The organism is Bacillus sp. GW823-FHT06B01 (genome assembly GCF_058952315.1).
This window is the reverse complement of sequence record NZ_JBXAHR010000001.1, coordinates 789,003-810,874: the sequence shown is the minus strand read 5'-3', so window position 1 is coordinate 810,874 and position 21,872 is coordinate 789,003. Positions and strand designations below refer to the sequence as shown.

Sequence of the window (21,872 nt, the reverse complement as noted above, 5' to 3'; positions counted from 1 at the left end):
TTTACTGAAATTTACTTTCAATATAACTAAATTCTTTTACTTCTTCATATGCTTGTTAGTAAAGTGAAACTTCCTTTCATCCGAAGGGGATAATTTATAAGTATAGGAGGATTAATAAATGAAGGTTTTATTCGTTTGTTCTGGAGGGATGTCCAGTGCAATTGTTGTAAACGCTTTAAAAAAAGAGGCGGAGAAAAAAGGTGTAAACATGGAAGTCCATGCCATTGGAACAAGTGAGATAGAGGAAGAAGTAAAGAATGGCTGGGACGTTGTAATGGTTGCACCTCAAGTAAGACATAGATTTGACTCTGTTAAAAAATTCGCAGAAGAGGAATCTATCCCGTGCGGTATCATACCGCCACAAGCATACACGCCGCTTGGCGGACCGACTTTATTAAAAACTGTAAATGATTTAATTAGTTAGGGGGAAGCGTTATGAATAAATTTGTCACGTTTCTTGATAGAAACTTATCTGGACCGATGGCAAGGCTTTCTGAACAGAGGCATTTACAAGCAATCCGTGATGGAGTTATTTCAGCGTTACCATTTATTATAGTAGGAAGTTTCTTTTTAATCGTAGCATTTCCACCATTACCGAAAGATAGTTTCATATCTGTTTGGGCATTAAAAAATCAAACAAGTATATTAATACCATATCGTTTAACGATGTTTATTATGTCTTTATATATAGCATTTGGAATAGGGTATAATTTAGCGAAAAGTTATAAGCTAGATGCTTTATCAGGAGCACAGCTTGCAGTATGTTCATTACTATTAACATTAACGCCTGAATTAATTGATAAAAAAGGGTTTATGCTTCCGATGACAAATCTCGGAGGTCATGGATTATTCGTGACAATGATTGTTTCTATTTTATCAGTTGAGATTTTAAGATTTTGTAAGACGAAAAATGTAATGATTAAAATGCCAGAACAAGTACCGCCGTCTGTTTCACGTTCGTTTGAAGCACTTATACCTGCTGCATTCGTTATTATTTTAATGAGTTTAGTAACTGTCGTTTTTAGTATTGATTTACATCATGTAGTTGATAAATTAGCGGCACCGTTAGTAAAAGCTGGTGATAGTTACTTCGGTGTAATCATTCCAGTATTTTTAATTACATTTTTTTGGTCATTCGGAATACATGGTGTGTCGGTTGTTGGAACTGTTGCCCGGCCATTATGGGAAGTATATTTAGGGAAAAATGGTGAAGCAGTTGCTAGTGGCGCAAATCAGTTACCATTCATTTCACCAGAACCATTATACCAATGGTTTATATGGATTGGTGGTTCTGGTGCGACGTTAGGACTTGTATTAGCTATGATTGTATTTGGTCGATCAAAATATTCGAAGGCATTATCAAGAACTTGTATTGTACCTGGTATTTTTAATATTAATGAACCTGTTATTTTTGGATTACCAATCGTACTAAACCCAATATTAATTATCCCATTTATCATTACACCACTAGTAACAGCAACTATTGCATACTCAGCAACTGCGATGGGGTTTGTTACACCAACACATATAATGCCTCCATGGACATTACCAGCTCCAATTGGTGCATATTTAGCAACAGGTGGGGATTGGAGAGCGATTGTACTCGTATTTATAAACATAACAATATCATTCCTTATTTATTTACCATTCTTTAAAATGTACGACAAAAACATGCTTGAAATTGAGAAAAATGGTGATGGGGAATCTGTTAATCCGTAAGTTTTATATTTTATTTTTGAGTGATAGGCATTTTGTCTATCACTTCTTTCACATGAAGTCCAGAGAGGGTGAAATGGAATGAATATAAAATTTAGTTATAAAGGTGTATTTTTATTATTATTTGGAGTGGTATGTGCGAATTTACTTTTCGTACCTTTATTAAGAATGCTACATTTATCAAAAATGCATAGTATATGGCTCGTTACAAGCATTGCGGCAAGTATTTTGCTTACAGTAGTTGTTTCTTTTATTGATGGATCGTTTGCATCGAAAGCTCAGTTGTTTTATAGATTTATATTATTTTCCATCGGTTGTACGTTTGTAACTTACATGATTGTTTATTAGTAAATAGGAGGTCATGCATGTTATGTATATTGCAGGGATAATGTCCGGTACTTCGTTAGACGGAATAGATGTAGCACTCGTTCATATAGAGGGGGGTGGTGTAGAGTCTAAGGTCAAACTCATCCATTTTACTACAGTTCCATTTTGTAATGATATGAAAAATGAGATCCAGCAGGCATTATCAATAGAAAATTCAAATGTACAACTCATATGCAGTTTAAATTTCAAACTCGGTTTATGCTTCGCCAATGCTTTAAGGGAAGTTTGTAAAGAGGCCAATTTTCCTTTGGGACAATTAAATTTAATTGGTTCTCACGGACAAACGATTTATCATCAGCCAAAGCAAGATGGTAATATGATTCCTTCCACATTGCAAATTGGAGAACCAGCAGTTATAGCATATGAAACGAATACGACGGTTATTTCTAATTTTCGAACGATGGATATCGCAGCAGGGGGACAAGGTGCACCACTTGTACCATATTCAGAGATTATTTTGTATCGTCATCTAACTAAAAATAGACTATTACAAAATATTGGCGGGATCGGTAATGTTACCGTAATACCAAGTCACCTAAGTGATAAGAACGTTATAGCTTTTGATACTGGTCCAGGGAATATGGTAATTGATGAAATGTGTCAAAGGCTATTTCAGTTATCATATGATCAAAATGGTAAGATTGCAAAACAGGGAGTAGTTGTAGATGAAATATTGACCTATTGTATGAACCATCCATTTTTGAAAATGAATCCACCGAAATCAACTGGTAGAGAACAGTTTGGAGAAGAATTTGTCAGTGAGTTGTTGAAGCGGTATGAAAAGCATAGTAAAGAAAATATAGTGACGACTGTCACGATGTTTACAGCAAGTTCAATTGTTTATCAGTATAAGGAGTTTATTCTGCCGTATTATGAAATCGATGAGGTGATTTTAGGCGGTGGTGGCAGTTATAATCGTACACTTGTTGAAATGATACGGTATGGATTGAAGGATGAAAAATGCGCCATATTCATTCAAGAAGATATAGGCTATTCTTCAGAGGCGAAAGAAGCAATCGCCTTTGCCATTTTAGCAAACGAAACGTATCATCGTAATCCGAGTAATGTGCCAAGTGCAACAGGTGCAAAGCAATCTGTAGTTTTAGGGAATATAACATTCCCTCCAATTCGAAGAGAATGAGGCGAACATATGAAATATATGATTGGAGTAGACGGCGGGGGAACAAAGACAGAAGCAATTGCATTTGATCAAGAAGGAAGTGAACTTGAAAGGGCTACAAGTGGTTTTGGAAATATATTAATAGATTTTGAAGAAGCACTTTTTCATATTATGGAAGCGATTGATCAATGCCAAAAAGGTTTATTAAATGGGCATTGCGTTTGTATTTGTTTAGGATTAGCGGGTGTAAGCGGAGCAAATACAAATGAATTAACATTGCGTCTAAAAAAGAAGTACGGAACACAAATTGAAGTTTTTAATGACGCAATGATTGCTCATGCAGCTGTTTTAAAAGGAAAGGATGGAATTTTAACAATTGGCGGTACAGGTGCTATTTGTATAGGAAAGAAAGGGGAAGTGTACGAGTATAGTGGGGGATGGGGACATATTTTAGGAGATGAAGGAAGCGGATATTGGATTGCGTTACAAGGTTTAAAGAGAATGGCAAATCAATTTGATCAAGGAGTTACACTTTGCCCATTAAGCTTAAGAATTCAAGAAGAGTTTCAACTTTTGACATCGTCTCATATAAAAAGACTAGTATATAGTTTTTCAAAAGATAAAGTTGCAGCAATCGCACCATTCATTATTGAGGAAGCGAGAAATGGGAATGATGACGCACGTGAAATTATGGTGCAAGCGGCTACGGAATTAACGAGAATTACGGTGAATATTTACAATAAGATGCAGTTTGATTTATCAACTTCAATTGCAGTAAGTGGCAGTATATTACGTTTCGTTCCTGAAATATATGCTGAATTTAAGAAATACTGCGAGAAAAGTATGGGAGAAGTTATATTTGTATCACCATCAGAACTAGCAGTGAAAGGAACCTATTACTTAATGAAAAATTTATATTTTAATAAATAGCTATATGAGAATTTTTGTATGATTTGTAAAAATATGATGTTAAAATGTATAAAGGGATGTAAAGTAAGAAAAGTACAATATATATAGTCATTGAATATTGTATAAGTACTCCCATGTAGAAAGTGAATGATTACATGATTAATAGTATGCAATTTTTGTATTTGGTGGCTTCTTATTTATTTGGAAACATATTGACCGCTTATATAGTGACGAAATGGAAACATAATGTTGATATTCGGCAGGAAGGAAGCGGTAATCCTGGCGCAAGAAATATGGGGCGGGTATATGGAAAAGGGTATTTCGTCGCTACATTTTTAGGTGATGCGATCAAAGGGGCAATCGTAGTTTCTATTGCAAAATACCTTTTTGGAGATTCTACATTTGTAATGTTAGCTTTACTGGCTGTTTTACTTGGACATATTTTCCCAATTATATTTAAAGGCAAGGGCGGAAAAGGCATTTCAACATTTATTGGAGGATTAATTGCATTTGATTATTTGATAGCGCTTACCCTTGTTGCTGTTTTCATTATATTCTATTTAATCTTTAAAGGATTTACTAAGCCGGGGCTAATTACAATCGCTTGTTTACCAGTTTGTATGATTTTGTATTCTTACTCTATTGTTACGACTATTGTAAGTGCTCTTATCATTGTACTTATTTTATATGTAAATCGAGAATGAAATGAACTTTTAATAAGTGGGGTTAATCTCCACTTATAATTTTTATTAAATACATAAAGGAGATACAACATGGGGTTAATTTATAAAGTTGCTGATCAAGCTTGGGAATTTGAAAGTATACATAAGTTGAATTATAAAACATTTGTAGAAGAAATTCCGCAACATGAAGAAACGCAAGAGCGTGTTCGTATAGATCGTTTCCATGAAGAAAATACATATTTAATTTGTTTAGATGACGATAAGTTAGTAGGTATGGTTACATTGCGAGGAAAACGACCATTCTCGTTAGATAATAAAATTCCAAATCTAGATTATTATTTGCAAGAACATGGAGAAAACGTATATGAAATTCGTTTACTTTCAGTAGAACGTGAATATAGAAATGGAAGAGCGTTGTTAGGTTTAATTCGCTTTTTACATCGTTATTTACTTCTAAATGGATATGAATTGGCACTCATTTCTGCTACAACACGTGAACTACCTTTATATGAGCAAATGGGATTCAAATCTTTCCATACGTTAGTTGGTACAGAAGAAGCAGCCTTCCAGCCAATGTATGTTACGCCTGCTATGTTTGAAGCGTCGAGCGTTGGAGGGGTTATGACGAAAGAATATTCGTTTTTACCTGGTCCAGTAGATATTGAAGAAAATGTTCGAAAGGCATTTTCTACTAAGCCTATTTCGCATCGTTCTAAGTTATTTCAAATGACAATGGAAAATGTGAAAAAACGGTTACTTCACATGACAAAAGCAAAGCATGTACAACTTATGTTAGGAACAGGGACGTTAGCAAATGATGCCATTGCTTTACAGTTACGTTCTTTAAAAGGGAAAGGACTAGTATTAACAAATGGGGAATTTGGTAATAGATTAGTTGGACTTGCAGCACGCGCGCAATTACATTTTGATACGTATAAAAAAGAAATGGGAGAACCATTTATTTATACAGAATTAGAACAAATAATGGAAACTGGCAATTATGAATGGCTTTGGTTTGTTCACCATGAAACATCAACCGGAATGTTAAATGATTTAGACGAACTAAATGTTTTTTGTGAAAAGTATAAAGTGAAACTATGTGTAGATTGCATTAGTTCAATTGGAGCAATACCGATAGATTTGAAAGATGTATATTTTGCAAGCGGTGTAAGTGGAAAGGCAATTAAATCGTTTACTGGATTATCTTTCGTTTTTTATAATCACAATGTGAAAGTAAATGAGGCATTACCGGCCTATATGGACATTGGCATGTACGAAGAAAATGACAGTATTCCATATTCTCATTCATGGAATTTAATTTATGCACTGCAAGAAGCATTAAAGAGATTTGAAGATGCAAAAGCATTTGAAAAAATAAACGAGACGTATGCATATATTGAACAAGCTATTACTAATATGGGTTTAAATCTTGTTTCACCTAAAGAACATGCTGCATCAGTTATACTTACCATTCAATTAAGCGAAGGTCTTTCTTCTAAAGCGGTAGGTGATATGTTAGCGCTACAAGGATATATCGTCCATTATGAATCAGCGTATTTACAAAAGAATAACTGGATCCAAATTGCATGCCTGAATCATTACAAAGAACGTGATATGAAGAGGATGTTGAATTGTTTGCATATATGTACAGTAAATAATAGCGTACATATATGAGGAATGATTTTTTAACAGGGTTGGTTGCGTATAAAGGAGTTATTGCCTACGAAAACTTAGGAATGAGACAAATAGTAAATCATAAATCATGAGAAGGGGGTATTAGTATGATAACTAAAAAACTACCATTACATATAGCAGACATTAAAAAAGCTCAAAACATTCTAGACAGAAATGCTCGTAAAACTCCATTAGTAAAGTCTTTTTATTTGACTAGTAAAACAGGTGGAGAAATTCACTTGAAATTAGAAAATATGCAATTAACGGGTTCTTTTAAATTTCGTGGTGCATTTAATAAAATGTCACAGTTGACAGATCAAGAAAAAGACCGAGGAGTAATTGCCTGTTCGGCAGGTAATCATGCACAAGGTATTGCTTTATCTGCTCATTTGCTTGGTATTAAGAGTAAAATTGTAATGCCAATTTCTGCGCCTTTAGCGAAAGTTGAGGCTACTAGAGGATATGGATCAGAAGTTGTTTTATACGGTGAAACTTTTGATGATGCGAAGGCAAAATGTGAGGAGATTATAAGAGAAACAGGTGAAACATATTTACATCCATATGATGATGTAGAGGTAATGGCTGGTCAAGGTACAATTGGTTTGGACATTCTTGATGATATGTGGGATGTTGATACTGTCATTGTACCAATTGGTGGAGGTGGCATTATTTCTGGTATTGCTGTTGCATTAAAATCTTTTAATCCATCCATTAATATAATTGGTGTCCAAGCAGAAAATGTTCATGGGATGAAGGCATCTTATGACAAAGGCACGATTGTAGAACATTATGAGGCACCTACTATAGCAGATGGTTGCGCAGTTAAAATACCAGGCGATTTAACTTTTGAAGTTGTAAACGAATTAGTAGATGATATCGTAACAGTGTCAGAAGGTGAATTAGAAGTAGCGATGAAAGACTTATTACAACGTGGAAAAGCTGTTGTAGAAGGGGCTGGCGCATTAGCTACTGCTGCTCTACTTGCAGGGAAAGTGGATCCATATATTAAAGGGAAAAAGGTAGTCGCGGTTATATCTGGTGGAAACGTAGACTTGCAGCGCATTTCCAGTGTTTGTGAGCAATTTTTTGTAGCCAATGAAGTGAAATAGTATTTAAAAAACATAAATTTTATGGAAGAAGAGCTAAGAAAACTAGTCTTAGCTCTTACTTTTTGTCTAATGTGTAGTACAGGTTTTAATACACATGCCTTATTTTCCGTATAGTGAATTATTTTATTTAAGCGTCTATTTTCATTGATAACTCAAATAATTATATCAATATTGTCGAAACGGAAACAGAAATTTATTATAATGGTTTTAACGTATGAATGAGCTGTTAGGGGGATAGGCCATGAATAAGGAAGAACAGGTCATGAACGGTTTCAGGGAATTATATAATAAGATGGTTTGGCTTAATAAGGATAAAATGGAAGAAGGTCTTAAAGGTTTTAAGTCTTCTGAAGTACATTGTATTGAATACATTGAAAACAATTCCGGTTCTAACGTGACACAACTTGCAGAGGCTTTTTATGTGACTCGCGGTGCAATAAGTAGAATGACTAAGAAGCTCATAAACAAAGATCTTATCGAAAGTTACCAGAAATCAGAGAATAAAAAAGAAATCTATTTTAGGCTTACTGAACAAGGGAAAGAAATATATAAAATTCACGAGGAGTTGCACAATGAGTTTCAACAGCGGGATAAAGCTGTATTTGAGCAAGTAACCGAGGCAGAATTCGACAGTATTATTAACTTCGTGGAAAAGTATAGTAGGCATTTGGATGCAGAAATAAAGAAACAAGGGATACATATAAAGTCGTAATAAAGTTGAAGCATTCGGGCAGTTAATCTCGAAAAACTAACTTGTTTGCCCGTTCATGCGAGATACATTTAAATAATAAAAAGGTAGCCTGTTCACAGTAAGGCTACCTTTTTATTATGTTATTTTTGTTGACTAATCAACAAAACAGAGTTATTATTTTTGTTGACAAAGCAACAAAATGTTCTGAGGGGAGAAATTAAATGTCTATTTTTAAATCAAAAAATGAAACTGAAAAAAACATAGATAAACATGCTTTAATATTCGGTCTTATTTCTGTATTTCTTTGTGGTATAGGTTTCAGTATCATTATGCCTGTAGTGCCATTCTTAGTGGAGCCTTATATAAGTAGTCCGGAAGAACAGGCTCTAGTTGTTACGCTACTGACCTCTGTTTATGCGGTCTGCGTGTTTTTCGCTGCTCCTGCACTCGGAGCTTTGAGCGATAAATATGGCCGTCGTCCATTACTTTTAATATGCCTTTTCGGTTCTGCAATCGGATACTTAGTTTTTGGTATAGGAGGTGCTTTATGGGTACTATTTGCTGGACGCATAATTGAAGGTATAACAGGCGGGAGTATAAGTACAATTTTTGCATATTTTGCAGATATCATTCCTCCAAAGCAGAGAACGAAGTATTTTGGGTGGGTGAGTGCAGTGGTAGGTGCAGGAACCATTATCGGACCAACTCTTGGGGGATTACTTGCAAATTTTGGTCATTCTGTACCTTTATATTTCGGAGCGTTCATAACTTTATTAAATGTCTTATATGGGATGAAATATATGCCTGAGAGCCTAGACAAAAATAATAGGTTAAAAGAGATTAATGTTATAAGGTTAAATCCTTTTGTACAGCTTGCAAACATACTTTCCATGAAAAACTTAAAATGGTTACTCATCTCAGCGTTTTTACTATGGATACCTAACGGATCTTTACAAGCAATTTTCACACAATTTACGATGGATACTTTTAGCTGGAAGCCTGCACTAATCGGACTTATGTTTTCAATTATGGGCTTTCAAGATATCATTTCACAAGCTTTTATAATGCCAAAACTTTTGATCAAGCTTACTGATAAACAAATAGCAATACTTGGGATGGTTTCGGAGATTATTGGCTACAGTTTTATTGCCGCATCTGCTTTATTTTCCCTATATCCGCTTCTAATCGTTGGGATGTTACTGTTTGGTTTTGGTGACTCGATTTTCGGACCTTCATTTAATGGGATGCTTTCAAAGTCTGTCGATTCTAGTGAACAAGGAAGGGTTCAAGGCGGTAGCCAATCTATTCAAGCTTTGGCAAGAATGATTGGGCCAATTATTGGAGGACAAATCTATGTATCACTTGGTCATGCTGCACCTGCTTTTATGGGGATGATGCTTATAGTAGTGGCAATAGCAGTTTTGTATAGGGGGACGCATGTAACTGTATAAACTATCTGCACTAATATGGTCTTTCTTTATATAAGGATGTCTCTACGGGAATCTTTCCTGAATGAATTGAATAACAGATAAATATAAGAACAAATAATAGGGTGTCAGAACTTAGAAACAAGTACTGGCCCCTATTTGTTTACGGCTTGAGAGCTAAGAGAAATTAAGAATTTATTCTGTAATGCTCTCATGATGAAGCTTAAATAGAATTATCAATAATTAAAGTTAGCTTTTTTGAAAGTAAAAAGCTAGGTAAATGACTAGATAGTTTCATTATACTTGTGCTGAAGTAAATAATGACTCCATTTTTACTTTGCTCTTCTCTCGAATTTCAGCGTCCGCATGGCGCATTACAAATTTATGCGCTATAGCAATTGCTAAAACATCATCTAATAAGCCAATCCCAATAATAGCAGCTATATCTGGAATGAAGTCGATTGTTAATACGTAATAGGTTAAAGCGGCTAATATTATGAATTTCGCTTTAGTAGGTAACCCTTTTTTTCTCATTGTGTAGTATAAAATAATACTTTCATATACGCTAGATTTCCCGAGGTTTGCGGAGCTTTTTTTGAATTTTTTCCAAAGTGTCTGTTTCTCCATAGTAACACTCCTTTTACAAAAACATAGATTTTTTAAAAGGATAGACAAAAAAGTGAAGAAGTAATCAATTTTATTATTTATCTTATTGTATATTTCCATAAAAATAAGGAATTACCTGTTCAAAATAATAGAATGTTTGTTATGTAACGACTCATAGTGTTTCGTTACATAAGTATGTACAGTAAAATGTATGTGGATGATTTATTAGCAAACATCTAATAAAGGGTATGGGGGAAAAAAGTGAAGATAATAGAACTACCAATTGAATTTGAATTTAATGGGGCAAAACAATGTATATATCCGAGCTTACTTATATTAAACAAGGAATTAACTTTAGTAGATACAGGTTATATAAACTTTTTACCTTTAATTGAAGATGCAATTGTAAAACATGGGTATGAGATGAAAAACTTAAAAAATATAATTATTACTCATTATGATGACGATCATATAGGATCTTTATATGATTTCAAAGTGAAATATCCTCACATTAATATTATTGCTAGTGAAATAGAATCTAACTACATTAATGGTGAAATAAAATCGGAGAGACTAGTTCAAGCTGAAGAAATGTTAGAACATATGCCAATTGAAGAGAAAGAATTTGGTGAATGGTTTATACAGCAATTAAAAAATATAAGACATATTTGCGTCGATGAAAAAGTAAGTGATGGTCAAATGATTTTAAATGATGAATGTCAAATAGTAGCGACGCCAGGACATACTTCGGGGCATATTTCATTATATTTTCCGGACTTAGAGTGTGTAATCACAGGGGATGCGGCAGTTCAAGATAATTGTGAATTAGTAATAGCTAATCCGAATTTTTGTTTAAATATAGAAAAAGCGGAAGAATCTTTAAAGAGAATAAAAAACCTTAAAGCAGCAGCGTATTATTGTTATCATGGAGGAAAGCTTACTGTATAAAATAATAAAAAACCGATCTTTCCCATAACGATAAGATCGGTTTTTTTAATTCATAGATTCTGCAATTTGAATTAAATCCTTTACGTTATATTTTCCTTTTATAAAGCGTTTGTTACCAATTGCAATTGTATATTGAAAACCATTCTGCTGAAAGATAAGCTCATATGCTGAATCAAAATGAGGATTATATAATGCTTTTATATTATTTTTTAAGCTGTAGAACTTAGCTCCCCTCAGTACATAGAAGCCTAATTTATTTTGAATTGGTGAAACAGTGATTTTAAAAATTCCATTAATATCTTCATTGTAGTATTGGAGGTTTAAGTAATCGTTATAGATGTACCCTTGAAATTCGTGAATTTCGAACGGGAATTTTGTAGGAGTAAGTATATGTTCCTTACACTTCATTTCATATTCTTTTACAATAGTAGCTTCTTTCATAAGAGGATTAGTTCCATCATAAATTTGATTAATTTGAGATATTTTATTGTTTTTTGTTACAATTTCTAAAATGTAACCGAGAGTAAATCCATCATTAGTGTCTTTGAAATAAGAAATAAGAATTGTAGTATCCTCTTTTGGAGACGGTACTATTTTAATTTTATGAATATGTTTATCTGTTTGGAAAGTAGGTAGTTCAATCCCTTCTGTTACATATGACCTCATTAATTTTTTATCATTTTTGAGTAAAGCTTGTTTGAAGTCACTTATCACATTTGTTTGAGATTTCGCCATAATAATTGAGTTGGATTGAAAATATAGTAAGAAAAATACGCAAAAAATTTTTATGTATGTAGTGGTCAATTTCATCACCCTTTAACTATATTTCCGTAAATTTGAAATATATATGTATAGGAGGGGAGAAGATGAGTTTATTGCTTGATGTAATAATGGCTATAATTACATTTTACCCTCGAAATGATATGAAACTAAAACGTCATATTGCCAAATTAAGTGAATTCAATTGGTTTCGAAAGCTACATGAAGATACAAAGTATACAAGATTAATTTGGAGTAATAGAAAAATTAAAAAGTTCATTTTGTCTACTACTAACATGGAAGCATTAATAAAATCAGAGAAAAAACAAAAAGAATTTGTCCATCTAGTACACGATGAATATAAAAAAAGAAGATAAGAATTTTTTTATTTTTCATATTTGGCGAAACAAATGGTACAATGAAAGCTAATGTGAAAAATAAGGAAAAGAAGTGGTCTATTTGAAAAACTTTTTAGAATTAGGAATTAGTGAAACTTTTAATCATACATTACGTGAAAATGGAATTACAGAAGCAACACCAATTCAAGAGAAGGCAATTCCTGTTATTATGTCAGGTAAAGATATTATTGGGCAGGCGAAAACAGGAACGGGTAAAACGTTAGCATTCGTGTTACCGATTTTAGAAAAAATCGATCCAGAGTCTAGTGATGTTCAGGCTTTAATTGTGGCACCAACAAGGGAACTAGCACTGCAAATTACAACTGAAATTAAAAAAATGCTTGTTCAAAGAGAAGATATTAATGTACTAGCGATTTATGGCGGGCAAGATGTAGCACAACAATTGAGAAAATTAAAAGGCAATACACATATTGTTGTTGCGACACCAGGACGATTATTAGATCATATACGTCGTGAAACAATTGATTTAAGTAATCTTTCAACAATTGTACTAGATGAAGCGGATCAAATGCTTTATTTCGGTTTCTTATACGATATTGAAGATATTTTAGATGAGACACCTGATAGTAAACAAACGATGTTATTCTCAGCAACGATGCCAAAAGATATTAAAAAATTGGCGAAACGTTATATGGATGAGCCGCAAATGATTCAAGTGCAAAGTGAAGAAGTAACGGTAAATACAATTGAGCAGCGTGTCATTGAGACGACAGATCGTGCAAAGCCAGATGCACTTCGTTTTGTTATGGATCGTGATCAGCCATTTTTAGCAGTTATTTTCTGTCGTACAAAGGTTAGAGCAAGTAAGCTGTATGATAATTTAAAAGGACTAGGTTATAATTGTGCTGAACTTCATGGTGATATACCTCAAGCGAAACGTGAAAGAGTCATGAAGAGTTTCCGCGAAGCTAAAATTCAGTACTTAATTGCGACTGATGTAGCAGCTCGTGGACTTGATGTAGATGGTGTAACGCATGTATTTAACTTTGACATTCCTGAAGATGTAGAAAGTTATATTCACCGCATTGGCCGAACAGGACGTGCAGGTGGATCAGGTATTGCAATTACGTTCGTTGCAGCGAAAGATGAAAAACATTTAGAAGAAATTGAAAAAACGCTTGGTGCACCAATACAAAGAGAAATAATCGAACAACCGAAGATAAAACGTGTAGATGAAAATGGAAAACCGGTACCAAAGCCGGCTCCGAAGAAATCAGGTCAAAATCGTCAAAGAGATAGCCGTGAAGGTTCAAGAAGTGGTTCAAGAAGTGATTCAAGAAATAGTTCAAGAAATGAAAACAACAGATCATTTAATAAGCCAAGTAATAAAAAAGGTAGTACAAAGCAAGGTCAGCAAAGACGTGGCCGTTAAATAGTTATAATTGTAAAAGAGTCGCAAAATATTGTGGCTCTTTTTTGTTTGTATAGAACCAGGATGATGCCAAGAAAAAACAAAAATTTCATTCACCGTATTTAAAATTTATTAAGGGAATTTTAGAGTCCAAAACCAGTAGAGCAAGGGTATTACTACCATGTCGCAATTCGAGAACAAGTGCAACTTACGTATGAAGAATATTTAACCGAAAAAAATCGAGGGAAAGCAATTTGTACTAACGACCCTGATGATGATACGGATTATGAAAAATCAATTCGTATAACAATACGAAAACATCTTTTACTAACAAAGAATTGGAAGATTTGGTGAAAGAAATTCGTAACATATTCAAACGGTACTGGAATGTTATGCTGCAGCAAAAAGAGAACGGAACTTATTATGTTTACTATTTCGGCAGAACACTTTAGTTGAAAGAAAAGGTATTGAAGCGAGAGAGTATTTTCATTACACATTCCGCAATTATTGAAATGGAACAAGAGAAGTTTATGAAGGATTTAACTCGTATTGGGATACGATCGTTGGAAACTGGAAAACTAATTTGTTCGTTTTGCTCGATGGGGAACTTGAGAAGCACAACTGCCATCCTTATTGGGAAATTGCTTACTACGACGATGAAGGTAATGTAGTACGATAGTATGCGATATAAGAAAAAAGGACTAGCAGTCGTACCTGCTGTCCTTTAATAGGAGAAAAAGTATTCTTGTTTAGAACTACGCATAAACAGAAAATCTGCTTGTAATTAGCTTTACCTTAAATGTACGTGTCTATACAAAAAGGGATAAGTAAAAAATACTTATCCCCAGGAAGGGAAATCCCAAGCACCAAAATGGTTCGTATTGGTCTGCAGGTTCAAAAGTAGTATATGTAAAACGAAAAATCTCATACAAAAAGCAGACAACGATTTTGGCTGTCTGCCAGTGAGTTCAATGAGTTAGCTAATTGTGATAATTTGCATCCCCCATTACGAGAAGAGTGAAGCTGCTAGTTCAAACAGCTTGTTGGTATTATTTTCGATTTCTTAAAAAAATACAGAGAAAGCAGATAAGTGAAGAACCTACCTGCTTCTGCTGTAACAAAAGAAAGAAGTATTAGCCGTGGACACGGCGGCTTGAAAATAGTATGTATTTTTATTTGAAAAATATTCAAGGGGTGAAGAAACATGGAACGTTTGATAAATGATGTCTGTGAAATTAATCAGCTAATTAATAAAACAAAAGAGAAAAACAAAGAGCAAATATAACAATAAAAAGGTTGAGCTAGATGGTTGTATCTTTAATTCAGAAGCTGAGTCTAAATATTATGAGCTGTTAAAAGAAAAGCAAGGTGCAGGTGAAATACAGGCAAATGAAGAAGCCCTAGGATTAGGGGAGGCTAGGGCTTCAAGTCATGGTATATCTCGCACGACATTATAAAAAGAAAAGAACGTACCGAAGATAACAAATGAATGTTTCATAAATGTATCAAAAAGTGAACAAAATAGTTATTTAAATAAAAAGTAATTAGCTTGCGCTAGGCTGCTTTGCTCCTAAATGGAGTTCTCGTTATGTGATTTAGAAGAAGATACCACCTACTAGGAATAAAGCTCCTAGCAAAATTAAAGAATCAATTAAAATCAAGAATTGGTTTTTCTGTGGCTTTCGAAATTCCTTTATAAAGCTAAAAATCGCACTCATTCAGAAACAAATATATAACAAAATCATTATTGTTTCTGACATGATTTACACTTTTGGGGACGATTTTTGAGGTTTTTTAAAACAGGATCATACACTATACCTATACAGTTCTTTGAAAAAAGAATAGTGTGGGGATAACGTATCTATGCGCTCAAAATTGATGACCATAGCCCCTTTATCAAAACGTTACTCGGTCGGAATGGACGGAGAATAAAAAAGAAGAAAAGACCAATTGAATTTATATATTCAGCCACGTTGCGTAAGTGTCGTGGCTTTTGTGTTGCTTATTGAGTCTGGTAATGTTGCTTGTCTAATTGATTGCATAATGTATTAATATAGTAAATAATTAAGTTTTTTAAGGTGTTTGTTATAGAGGAATCACGAAATCAATTCAGAGGGGGCAGGTACATTATGTTTTGACTAGGGTGTTTTGTAGGATTTGTTGTAGGATCATTCATTACTTGTGGGTTATTCTATTTTGGTTTTAGAGCTGAAGAAAATAAAAAGGCAGAATTACATAGAAGAAGTTTAGATGAATCGGTAAGGAAGGAAATGGAGCAACTGATGGAATTGTGCAGAAGAAAGGATGAATAACCATTTAACAGGAGGTTGATTATGTGTTTGATTTCTAAACGTGATCATCACTAGTATTAGACAACGTAATTAAAATAACATGTGTTTGTATGGGGATAGCAGTTATCTACGCTACTTTAAAAGCGAGAAAAACAGAAACAAAGACAACAAATTAAAACTGTAGTAGATAATATGGAGAAGGGATTAAATAAATAGTAATTATCGTAGGCGCTGCCATGAACTTGGTTAGCGTTTTTTGTTATTAAGGAAAGATAGCGAGAAAATAAAAAAGAGAGCTAATGCCCTCTTTTTTATTGGTACGGTAATTAATCGCAGATTGGTATTCCAAGCACTCTTAAAGCTAATGCTACTTGAAGAGAAATCTCTAATCTAGCAATTTCGATACCAGCTACTGAAAGAACTAAAAAAGGTTGTCCGTTTACAAACACAACGCAACTATCCATGGTTACGCCTCCTTTCTAACAATCTACTATAGTATATGAAGGAAACGTTAATATGTAATAGTTGAACTGATGGATTTAATAGAATTAATAGATTAACCTATTTAAACAAAACAAACGAACACAATGAACGAAAAAACAGCGGTGTATGAGATTTTTATTTTATTGCATTTAATTTTAAATAAAATGTGAAACCTTTCAAAAATAGATATTTTTATTTTGTATAATAAATCTAAGTTGATTTAAGTAGCCAATACTACCTTATACTTATTGGTTTTCCGCTTAACATCCATAAAAACTAATAGTGCTGCAATAGCGCAAAGACCTTTAAACCAAAGTAATTCAGAAGAAAATAGTCCGCCAAAGAAAGCGACCGAGAGTACAAAACAAGTACTACCAAATAATCAAAGCATGAACTTTAATTCTTTTGATGAATATTTATAGTTTTTAAATCTTTCCCACATATGTATCAACTCCTAATCTTATGATGTTCTATAGTTTTACTTGATGATATCTCGCATGTTTCAGATAAAGAAAAGTAGGAGTCTTTCTTTGTATGAAAGTTCTAAAAGATATATAATAATTTTCTGACTATTAAAATTTGGAGGAGTACATATGAAAAATGAAACGTTGCACAAGCAAGAAGACATTATTAAAATGCTTGATTCATTATTAAGACCGGCAGAACCATTTTGGAATGAATTTTATGCGAATAGAGAAAAAGATGTTCCGTTTTTTGCAAATGTTCCAGATGAAAATCTAGTTTCATATATAGAAACAGGATGGATTTCCAGAGGGAAAGTGCTGGAACTTGGATGCGGTCCAGGAAGAAATGCAATTTATTTAGCGAATGAAGGATTTGAAGTAACAGCAGTGGATTTATCGATAGAGGGCATTAATTGGGCGAAAGAGAGGGCGTTAGCAAAAGGAATAGAAATCGATTTTATTTGTGATTCGATTTTTAATTTAGAGTGTCAAAATGATTTTGATTTTGTGTACGATTCGGGCTGTTTACATCATATTCCACCGCATAGAAGAATAAATTATGTGAATTTAATTAAAAACTCCTTGAAATCGGGTGGTTATTTTGGATTAACATGTTTTTCGGCAGGTGATTTAGATGAGCGAAATGGATCAGAAATAACAGATTGGGATGTATATAGAGGATGGAGTCTACAAGGTGGCCTTGCATATTCAGAAGAAAAATTAAGAGCTATATTTGACGAGTTTGAAGTGATCGAAATTAGAAAGATGAAGCAAATTGACCAACCAAATACTATGTTTGGAGAATCATTTCTTTGGACAGCATTATTTAAGAAGAAATAAGAAAGTAGATAATTGACAAACTCATCGTTTTTATAGACAATATATTTATAAGAATATACGTTCGGTTTTTACTTGCCGGTGTATGTTTTGCATAAATACATAACAAGGGGTTGTCTCTATATGAGTAACACAAATCAAAAAATTACTACGTTTTTAATGTTTGAAGGTAAAGCTGAGGAGGCGATGAATTTTTACACGTCGCTATTCGACCAATCAGAAATTGTAAGTATCTCTCGCTACGATGAAAACGGACCTGGTAAAGAGGGTTCTGTCATTCATGCAACTTTTACGTTAAATGGCCAAGAATTCATGTGCATTGATAGTTATGTAAATCATGGTTTTACATTTACACCATCTATGTCTCTTTATGTAACTTGTGAGACAGAAGAAGAAATTGAAAAGGTCTTTCATAAACTAGCACAGGATGGATCTGTACTAATGCCTTTAGGTTCTTATCCATTTAGCAAAAAGTTTGGCTGGTTAAATGATAAGTATGGTGTGTCTTGGCAGTTAACGCTTGCGGAATAAAAATTTAATAAGAAAAAGCGTAGCTATAAATGGGCTACGCTTTTTCTTATTAAGAATTTTGCTTACCGAATCTTTTCGCAAGTTTAGCTAACAATTCAGGCTGATCCCCTTGGCTCATTACAACTTCAACAAAGATAAGTCGATTTATATTAAAATTTATTTTAGTTAAGACTTCTGCTAACTCTGTTTCATTTTCCACTTTACATGTTAAGCTTTTTTCTTCTGAACTGAATACGTTTGCTAGTTTCGTGTAATCCCACATTTGTATGTCATTATACGGTTGATTTTGGCCGTGAATTGCACGTTCAACAGTGTATCCATTGTTATTAATTAAAAATATAATCGGTTTTAAATTTTGACGAAGTATAGTCGATAACTCTTGAACAGTTAATTGGAAAGAACCATCACCAATAATTAAAATATTACGTCGCGATAAATCAGCGAGCTGTGTACCGAGTAGAGCAGGTAATGTATAACCAATTGATCCCCATAATGGTTGTGCTACATATGTAGTGTTATTTGGTAAAGGGATAGCAGCACTACCGAAGAAAGGGGTTCCTTGCTCAGCAATTAAAACATCGTTTTCTTGTAAGAAATGGTATATTTGTTGCCAAAAACGTTTTTGTGTAACCATTTGAGCTGTTGGATTGAACTCTTCTGTCATAGATAGTAATTCTGAAATAAAGGGCTTAATTTCAAGTGTTTCCTCGTTGCGATGTTCGATTAAATCACTTAACTGTTGTAAAACATCTTTCATTACAACGGGTCCATATTTTTTATCTATAATTTTCACAGTATAGGGATGGATTTCTATAACTTGCTCTTTCATAAAGCCTTGTGTAAAGCCACCAGTAATAATATCAGTTAATTTCACGCCAATACTAATAATACAGTCAGATTCATCAATTCTTTTTCGTAAGTATGGAGAACTAACATCCCCAGTATAAATTCCTATAAATTGAGGGTGTTGTTCAGGGAATATTCCTTTTCCCATACTTAATGTTGCGATAGGAAACCCAGTTTTCTCTACGAATTGATGCAAATATTCTTCCGCATGAAAACGAGCCACTTCAAAATCAGCTAAAATAACTGGTTTTTTGGCACTGTTTATTTTTGAAGTCGCATGTAGAAGCATTTTATCCAACGCATCTTTATTACTTAAAACTGGTTTATGTAAAATTGGTTCTGTAGGTTTATTAATTGGTTTATTATACACATCAATCGGTAATTGAATATGAACAGGGCGTTTCTCACTCCAACATGCACGTAACACACGGTCAATTTCTTCAGCGGCATGCTCAGGTGTTAATTTTGATTGTGCTACCGTGATTTCTCTATACATATTGGAGAAATGATCGAACTTTCCATCACCTAACGTATGATGAACGAGTGCTCCATTTTCCATTACTTTAGTTGTTGGCGTACCTGTTATTTTTATAACTGGTACGTTTTCGGCATATGAGCCAGCAACACCGTTAAGGGCGCTTAATTCTCCAACGCCAAAGGTGGTAATAAGAGCGGCAATTCCTTTTATACGAGCGTATCCATCTGCAGCATATGCCGCATTTAATTCATTACAACTGCCAATCCACTTTAGCTTTTCATGTGCGAGTACATCATCTAAAAAAGCTAAATTATAATCACCAGGAACACCAAATATATGCTCAATTCCTAATTCGCTTAGTCGATCTAATAAATATGTACTTACAGTATATTGCGATTTCAAATGAATCCTCTCCTAATTGTGCATTGAATATTTCAATAAACTAAAGAAGTTCTAATGTGTTCGTTAAAATATTCAATACTAGATTGTGGTATAATTTACATACAGGGGGAAAGTAGATGACACAACATAAAGAAGAACAGATGAATGAAGCATTAGCATTATTTTACTTTGCATATAAAACATTTACTGAAAAGCCAGATGAAATTATAAAAGAGTATGGCATACAACGAGTACATCACCGAATTTTATTTTTTATCGCACGATTTCCAGGGATAAGTGTAAATGAGTTATTATCACTGCTAGAAATAAGTAAACAAGCTCTTCACGGACCACTACGACAACTTGTGGAAAAGGGTTTAATTGAGAGTAATGAAGCTACACATGATCGCCGTGTGAAACAGTTATCTTTAACAGAAATAGGTGTAGATTTAGAGAAAAAATTGAGCGATGTTCAAAGACAACAGATGAGTGCTATTTTTTCAAAATTTGGTGAATCGTGTGAAGAAAATTGGCATCAAGTTATGAATGAAATGGCAAATAGTCGATCAGGTTTTGATGCTTGGATATCAAAACGAGAAGTTGTAATCGATCAAAAATAATAAGAAATATATCTGTTTTTATAGTTTGAAAAAGAACAAATTTTATCCATACATTTGGCAACTTTGGATTGGTCATAGAGTGAATGGATAAAAAGATACATTACTAGATACTTTATACGTGTACGCAATGGAACAATAAAATTCACATTTCCGAGAGGGGAATTATTATGATAAAACTTGTACTTATTCGTCACGGACAAAGTTTATGGAATCTTGAAAATCGTTTTACTGGATGGACAGATGTAGATTTATCAGAGAATGGATTAAGTGAAGCGAGAGAAGCAGGAGCAATATTAAAGAAAAACGGATATACTTTTGATGTTGCTTATACATCTGTATTAAAACGAGCAATTCGGACTTTATGGATTGTACTTCATGAGATGGATCTTGCCTGGGTGCCAGTACATAAATCTTGGAAGCTAAATGAAAGACATTACGGTGCATTGCAAGGGTTGAATAAAGATGAAACTGCGAAAAAATATGGTGAGGAGCAAGTTCATATTTGGAGAAGAAGTATTGATGTAAGACCACCTGCTCTTACTGAGGATGATCCTAGATATGAAATGAATGATCCAAAATATAAAGCACTTAAAAAAGGTGAGTTTCCATTGACTGAATGTTTAGTGGATACGGAGAAAAGAGTACTTGATTATTGGCATTCAGAAATTGCACCGTCATTAAAAAATGGTGAAAAGGTAATTATTTCATCACACGGTAATACGATTCGTTCGCTAGTGAAATACTTAGATAACCTTTCAAGCGATGGTGTTGTTTCATTAAATATTCCAACGAGCATTCCACTCGTTTATGAATTAGACGATGATTTACGTCCGGTTCGTCATTATTACTTAAGTATGGACGGAGAAGTACCAGAAGGGGAAATTCCGAAACATATTTCTTTTTAACATGAAAATTTGAAACGCATGCTTGTCTACATATACAATGTAGATTCATGATAAAGTGAAACTTTAATCAGTGGGGGGCATCCGCCATTGATTATTAGTTGAACCAATCGGGCTTTTATGGGCAGTTGATCCCCTACCTAACTTCTATGCTTTTGCTAAATTTTCAGGTGGGGGTCTTACTGCCCGTTAATGCGGGGTAAAAGACGTGGTACCTTCTAATGTATATGCGATATTGCT

General features: G+C 33.9%; 23 protein-coding genes and 2 pseudogenes. 20 read left to right on the top strand and 5 right to left on the bottom strand.

Going from position 1 to position 21,872, the window contains the following annotated elements:
• Positions 1 to 118 precede the first annotated feature (118 nt).
• The 10 genes from AC1Q8N_RS04210 to AC1Q8N_RS04165 all read left to right on the top strand — a co-directional run bounded on the left by AC1Q8N_RS04210 (position 119) and on the right by AC1Q8N_RS04165 (position 9,740).
• Positions 119 to 424: a PTS sugar transporter subunit IIB gene (locus AC1Q8N_RS04210; RefSeq protein WP_000865895.1), complete on the top strand. Its 306-nt coding sequence runs from the start codon at positions 119 to 121 to the stop codon at positions 422 to 424.
• Between the two features lie 11 nt (positions 425 to 435).
• Positions 436 to 1,719, top strand: coding sequence for a PTS sugar transporter subunit IIC (locus tag AC1Q8N_RS04205; RefSeq protein ID WP_001032306.1), 1,284 nt, complete (start codon positions 436 to 438; stop codon positions 1,717 to 1,719).
• Between the two features lie 78 nt (positions 1,720 to 1,797).
• The gene (locus tag AC1Q8N_RS04200; protein ID WP_493521089.1) at positions 1,798 to 2,064 is read left to right on the top strand and encodes a hypothetical protein; all 267 of its coding nucleotides are present in this window, start codon (positions 1,798 to 1,800) and stop codon (positions 2,062 to 2,064) included.
• 22 nt (positions 2,065 to 2,086) lie between these two features.
• Positions 2,087 to 3,244 carry an anhydro-N-acetylmuramic acid kinase AnmK gene (anmK, locus tag AC1Q8N_RS04195; RefSeq protein WP_493521140.1) on the top strand — a complete coding sequence of 386 codons (1,158 nt, stop codon included), beginning with the start codon at positions 2,087 to 2,089 and terminating at the stop codon, positions 3,242 to 3,244.
• Positions 3,245 to 3,253: 9 nt separating this feature from the next.
• Entirely contained in the window at positions 3,254 to 4,153 is a 900-nt protein-coding gene (locus AC1Q8N_RS04190) for a BadF/BadG/BcrA/BcrD ATPase family protein (RefSeq protein ID WP_098077016.1), read from the top strand.
• Between the two features lie 134 nt (positions 4,154 to 4,287).
• Positions 4,288 to 4,836, top strand: coding sequence for a glycerol-3-phosphate 1-O-acyltransferase PlsY (plsY, locus tag AC1Q8N_RS04185; RefSeq protein ID WP_098077019.1), 549 nt, complete (start codon positions 4,288 to 4,290; stop codon positions 4,834 to 4,836).
• 69 nt (positions 4,837 to 4,905) lie between these two features.
• Positions 4,906 to 6,489, top strand: coding sequence for an aminotransferase class V-fold PLP-dependent enzyme (locus AC1Q8N_RS04180; protein WP_493521088.1), 1,584 nt, complete (start codon positions 4,906 to 4,908; stop codon positions 6,487 to 6,489).
• A 107-nt stretch (positions 6,490 to 6,596) separates the two neighbouring features.
• Positions 6,597 to 7,598: a bifunctional threonine ammonia-lyase/L-serine ammonia-lyase TdcB gene (tdcB, locus tag AC1Q8N_RS04175; protein WP_000628895.1), complete on the top strand. Its 1,002-nt coding sequence runs from the start codon at positions 6,597 to 6,599 to the stop codon at positions 7,596 to 7,598.
• Between the two features lie 241 nt (positions 7,599 to 7,839).
• Positions 7,840 to 8,310 carry a MarR family transcriptional regulator gene (locus tag AC1Q8N_RS04170; protein WP_493521087.1) on the top strand — a complete coding sequence of 157 codons (471 nt, stop codon included), beginning with the start codon at positions 7,840 to 7,842 and terminating at the stop codon, positions 8,308 to 8,310.
• A gap of 200 nt (positions 8,311 to 8,510) precedes the next feature.
• Entirely contained in the window at positions 8,511 to 9,740 is a 1,230-nt protein-coding gene (locus AC1Q8N_RS04165; protein ID WP_098642357.1) for an MFS transporter, read from the top strand.
• A gap of 273 nt (positions 9,741 to 10,013) precedes the next feature.
• On the opposite strand, the gene AC1Q8N_RS04160 is transcribed toward AC1Q8N_RS04165, so the two are convergent.
• The gene (locus tag AC1Q8N_RS04160) at positions 10,014 to 10,343 is read right to left on the bottom strand and encodes a YkvA family protein (RefSeq protein WP_048546852.1); all 330 of its coding nucleotides are present in this window, start codon (positions 10,341 to 10,343) and stop codon (positions 10,014 to 10,016) included.
• Positions 10,344 to 10,583: 240 nt separating this feature from the next.
• On the opposite strand from AC1Q8N_RS04160, the gene AC1Q8N_RS04155 reads away from it, so the two are divergent.
• Positions 10,584 to 11,270: an MBL fold metallo-hydrolase gene (locus tag AC1Q8N_RS04155; RefSeq protein ID WP_493521086.1), complete on the top strand. Its 687-nt coding sequence runs from the start codon at positions 10,584 to 10,586 to the stop codon at positions 11,268 to 11,270.
• A gap of 45 nt (positions 11,271 to 11,315) precedes the next feature.
• Here AC1Q8N_RS04155 and AC1Q8N_RS04150 read toward each other — a convergent pair whose 3' ends face one another.
• Positions 11,316 to 12,074 carry a hypothetical protein gene (locus tag AC1Q8N_RS04150; RefSeq protein WP_142330273.1) on the bottom strand — a complete coding sequence of 253 codons (759 nt, stop codon included), beginning with the start codon at positions 12,072 to 12,074 and terminating at the stop codon, positions 11,316 to 11,318.
• A gap of 62 nt (positions 12,075 to 12,136) precedes the next feature.
• On the opposite strand from AC1Q8N_RS04150, the gene AC1Q8N_RS04145 reads away from it, so the two are divergent.
• From AC1Q8N_RS04145 to AC1Q8N_RS04125, 5 genes and pseudogenes are all read left to right on the top strand, one after another.
• The gene (locus AC1Q8N_RS04145) at positions 12,137 to 12,406 is read left to right on the top strand and encodes a hypothetical protein (protein WP_493521085.1); all 270 of its coding nucleotides are present in this window, start codon (positions 12,137 to 12,139) and stop codon (positions 12,404 to 12,406) included.
• A 73-nt stretch (positions 12,407 to 12,479) separates the two neighbouring features.
• Complete coding sequence (locus tag AC1Q8N_RS04140; protein WP_098642360.1) at positions 12,480 to 13,820, top strand: DEAD/DEAH box helicase; 1,341 nt, start codon at positions 12,480 to 12,482, stop codon at positions 13,818 to 13,820.
• Between the two features lie 431 nt (positions 13,821 to 14,251).
• Complete coding sequence (locus tag AC1Q8N_RS04135) at positions 14,252 to 14,470, top strand: hypothetical protein (protein WP_431098535.1); 219 nt, start codon at positions 14,252 to 14,254, stop codon at positions 14,468 to 14,470.
• Between the two features lie 579 nt (positions 14,471 to 15,049).
• Entirely contained in the window at positions 15,050 to 15,256 is a 207-nt protein-coding gene (locus AC1Q8N_RS04130) for a DUF1064 domain-containing protein (protein WP_431098553.1), read from the top strand.
• 672 nt (positions 15,257 to 15,928) lie between these two features.
• A pseudogene (locus AC1Q8N_RS04125) lies at positions 15,929 to 16,111 on the top strand (hypothetical protein).
• Between the two features lie 305 nt (positions 16,112 to 16,416).
• On the opposite strand, the gene AC1Q8N_RS04120 reads toward AC1Q8N_RS04125, so the two are convergent.
• Both AC1Q8N_RS04120 and AC1Q8N_RS04115 read right to left on the bottom strand, forming a co-directional pair.
• Positions 16,417 to 16,554: a DUF3956 domain-containing protein gene (locus AC1Q8N_RS04120; RefSeq protein ID WP_000376554.1), complete on the bottom strand. Its 138-nt coding sequence runs from the start codon at positions 16,552 to 16,554 to the stop codon at positions 16,417 to 16,419.
• A gap of 239 nt (positions 16,555 to 16,793) precedes the next feature.
• A pseudogene (locus tag AC1Q8N_RS04115) lies at positions 16,794 to 17,015 on the bottom strand (hypothetical protein).
• 151 nt (positions 17,016 to 17,166) lie between these two features.
• Between AC1Q8N_RS04115 and AC1Q8N_RS04110 the strand changes: the two are divergent.
• Positions 17,167 to 17,877 carry a class I SAM-dependent methyltransferase gene (locus tag AC1Q8N_RS04110; protein WP_098642361.1) on the top strand — a complete coding sequence of 237 codons (711 nt, stop codon included), beginning with the start codon at positions 17,167 to 17,169 and terminating at the stop codon, positions 17,875 to 17,877.
• A 120-nt stretch (positions 17,878 to 17,997) separates the two neighbouring features.
• Entirely contained in the window at positions 17,998 to 18,405 is a 408-nt protein-coding gene (locus tag AC1Q8N_RS04105; RefSeq protein ID WP_048546870.1) for a VOC family protein, read from the top strand.
• Positions 18,406 to 18,454: 49 nt separating this feature from the next.
• Here AC1Q8N_RS04105 and AC1Q8N_RS04100 read toward each other — a convergent pair whose 3' ends face one another.
• Positions 18,455 to 20,131, bottom strand: coding sequence for an alpha-keto acid decarboxylase family protein (locus tag AC1Q8N_RS04100; protein WP_141519972.1), 1,677 nt, complete (start codon positions 20,129 to 20,131; stop codon positions 18,455 to 18,457).
• Positions 20,132 to 20,247: 116 nt separating this feature from the next.
• On the opposite strand from AC1Q8N_RS04100, the gene AC1Q8N_RS04095 reads away from it, so the two are divergent.
• Together AC1Q8N_RS04095 and gpmA are read left to right on the top strand one after the other, a co-directional pair.
• Positions 20,248 to 20,730 carry a MarR family winged helix-turn-helix transcriptional regulator gene (locus AC1Q8N_RS04095; protein ID WP_088080043.1) on the top strand — a complete coding sequence of 161 codons (483 nt, stop codon included), beginning with the start codon at positions 20,248 to 20,250 and terminating at the stop codon, positions 20,728 to 20,730.
• Between the two features lie 167 nt (positions 20,731 to 20,897).
• Entirely contained in the window at positions 20,898 to 21,635 is a 738-nt protein-coding gene (gene gpmA / locus AC1Q8N_RS04090) for a 2,3-diphosphoglycerate-dependent phosphoglycerate mutase (RefSeq protein WP_064449141.1), read from the top strand.
• The last annotated feature ends 237 nt before the right edge of the window (positions 21,636 to 21,872 follow it).

Bases quoted from the DNA above. Each gene is read 5' to 3' on its own strand.
- AC1Q8N_RS04210 (WP_000865895.1), top strand. From the start codon at position 119: ATGAAGGTTTTATTCGTTTGTTCTGGAGGGATGTCCAGTGCAATTGTT.
- AC1Q8N_RS04205 (WP_001032306.1), top strand. From the start codon at position 436: ATGAATAAATTTGTCACGTTTCTTGATAGAAACTTATCTGGACCGATG.
- AC1Q8N_RS04200 (WP_493521089.1), top strand. From the start codon at position 1,798: ATGAATATAAAATTTAGTTATAAAGGTGTATTTTTATTATTATTTGGA.
- anmK (WP_493521140.1), top strand. From the start codon at position 2,087: ATGTATATTGCAGGGATAATGTCCGGTACTTCGTTAGACGGAATAGAT.
- AC1Q8N_RS04190 (WP_098077016.1), top strand. From the start codon at position 3,254: ATGAAATATATGATTGGAGTAGACGGCGGGGGAACAAAGACAGAAGCA.
- plsY (WP_098077019.1), top strand. From the start codon at position 4,288: ATGATTAATAGTATGCAATTTTTGTATTTGGTGGCTTCTTATTTATTT.
- AC1Q8N_RS04180 (WP_493521088.1), top strand. From the start codon at position 4,906: ATGGGGTTAATTTATAAAGTTGCTGATCAAGCTTGGGAATTTGAAAGT.
- tdcB (WP_000628895.1), top strand. From the start codon at position 6,597: ATGATAACTAAAAAACTACCATTACATATAGCAGACATTAAAAAAGCT.
- AC1Q8N_RS04170 (WP_493521087.1), top strand. From the start codon at position 7,840: ATGAATAAGGAAGAACAGGTCATGAACGGTTTCAGGGAATTATATAAT.
- AC1Q8N_RS04165 (WP_098642357.1), top strand. From the start codon at position 8,511: ATGTCTATTTTTAAATCAAAAAATGAAACTGAAAAAAACATAGATAAA.
- AC1Q8N_RS04160 (WP_048546852.1), bottom strand. From the start codon at position 10,343: ATGGAGAAACAGACACTTTGGAAAAAATTCAAAAAAAGCTCCGCAAAC.
- AC1Q8N_RS04145 (WP_493521085.1), top strand. From the start codon at position 12,137: ATGAGTTTATTGCTTGATGTAATAATGGCTATAATTACATTTTACCCT.
- AC1Q8N_RS04120 (WP_000376554.1), bottom strand. From the start codon at position 16,554: ATGGATAGTTGCGTTGTGTTTGTAAACGGACAACCTTTTTTAGTTCTT.
- AC1Q8N_RS04110 (WP_098642361.1), top strand. From the start codon at position 17,167: ATGAAAAATGAAACGTTGCACAAGCAAGAAGACATTATTAAAATGCTT.
- AC1Q8N_RS04105 (WP_048546870.1), top strand. From the start codon at position 17,998: ATGAGTAACACAAATCAAAAAATTACTACGTTTTTAATGTTTGAAGGT.
- AC1Q8N_RS04095 (WP_088080043.1), top strand. From the start codon at position 20,248: ATGACACAACATAAAGAAGAACAGATGAATGAAGCATTAGCATTATTT.
- gpmA (WP_064449141.1), top strand. From the start codon at position 20,898: ATGATAAAACTTGTACTTATTCGTCACGGACAAAGTTTATGGAATCTT.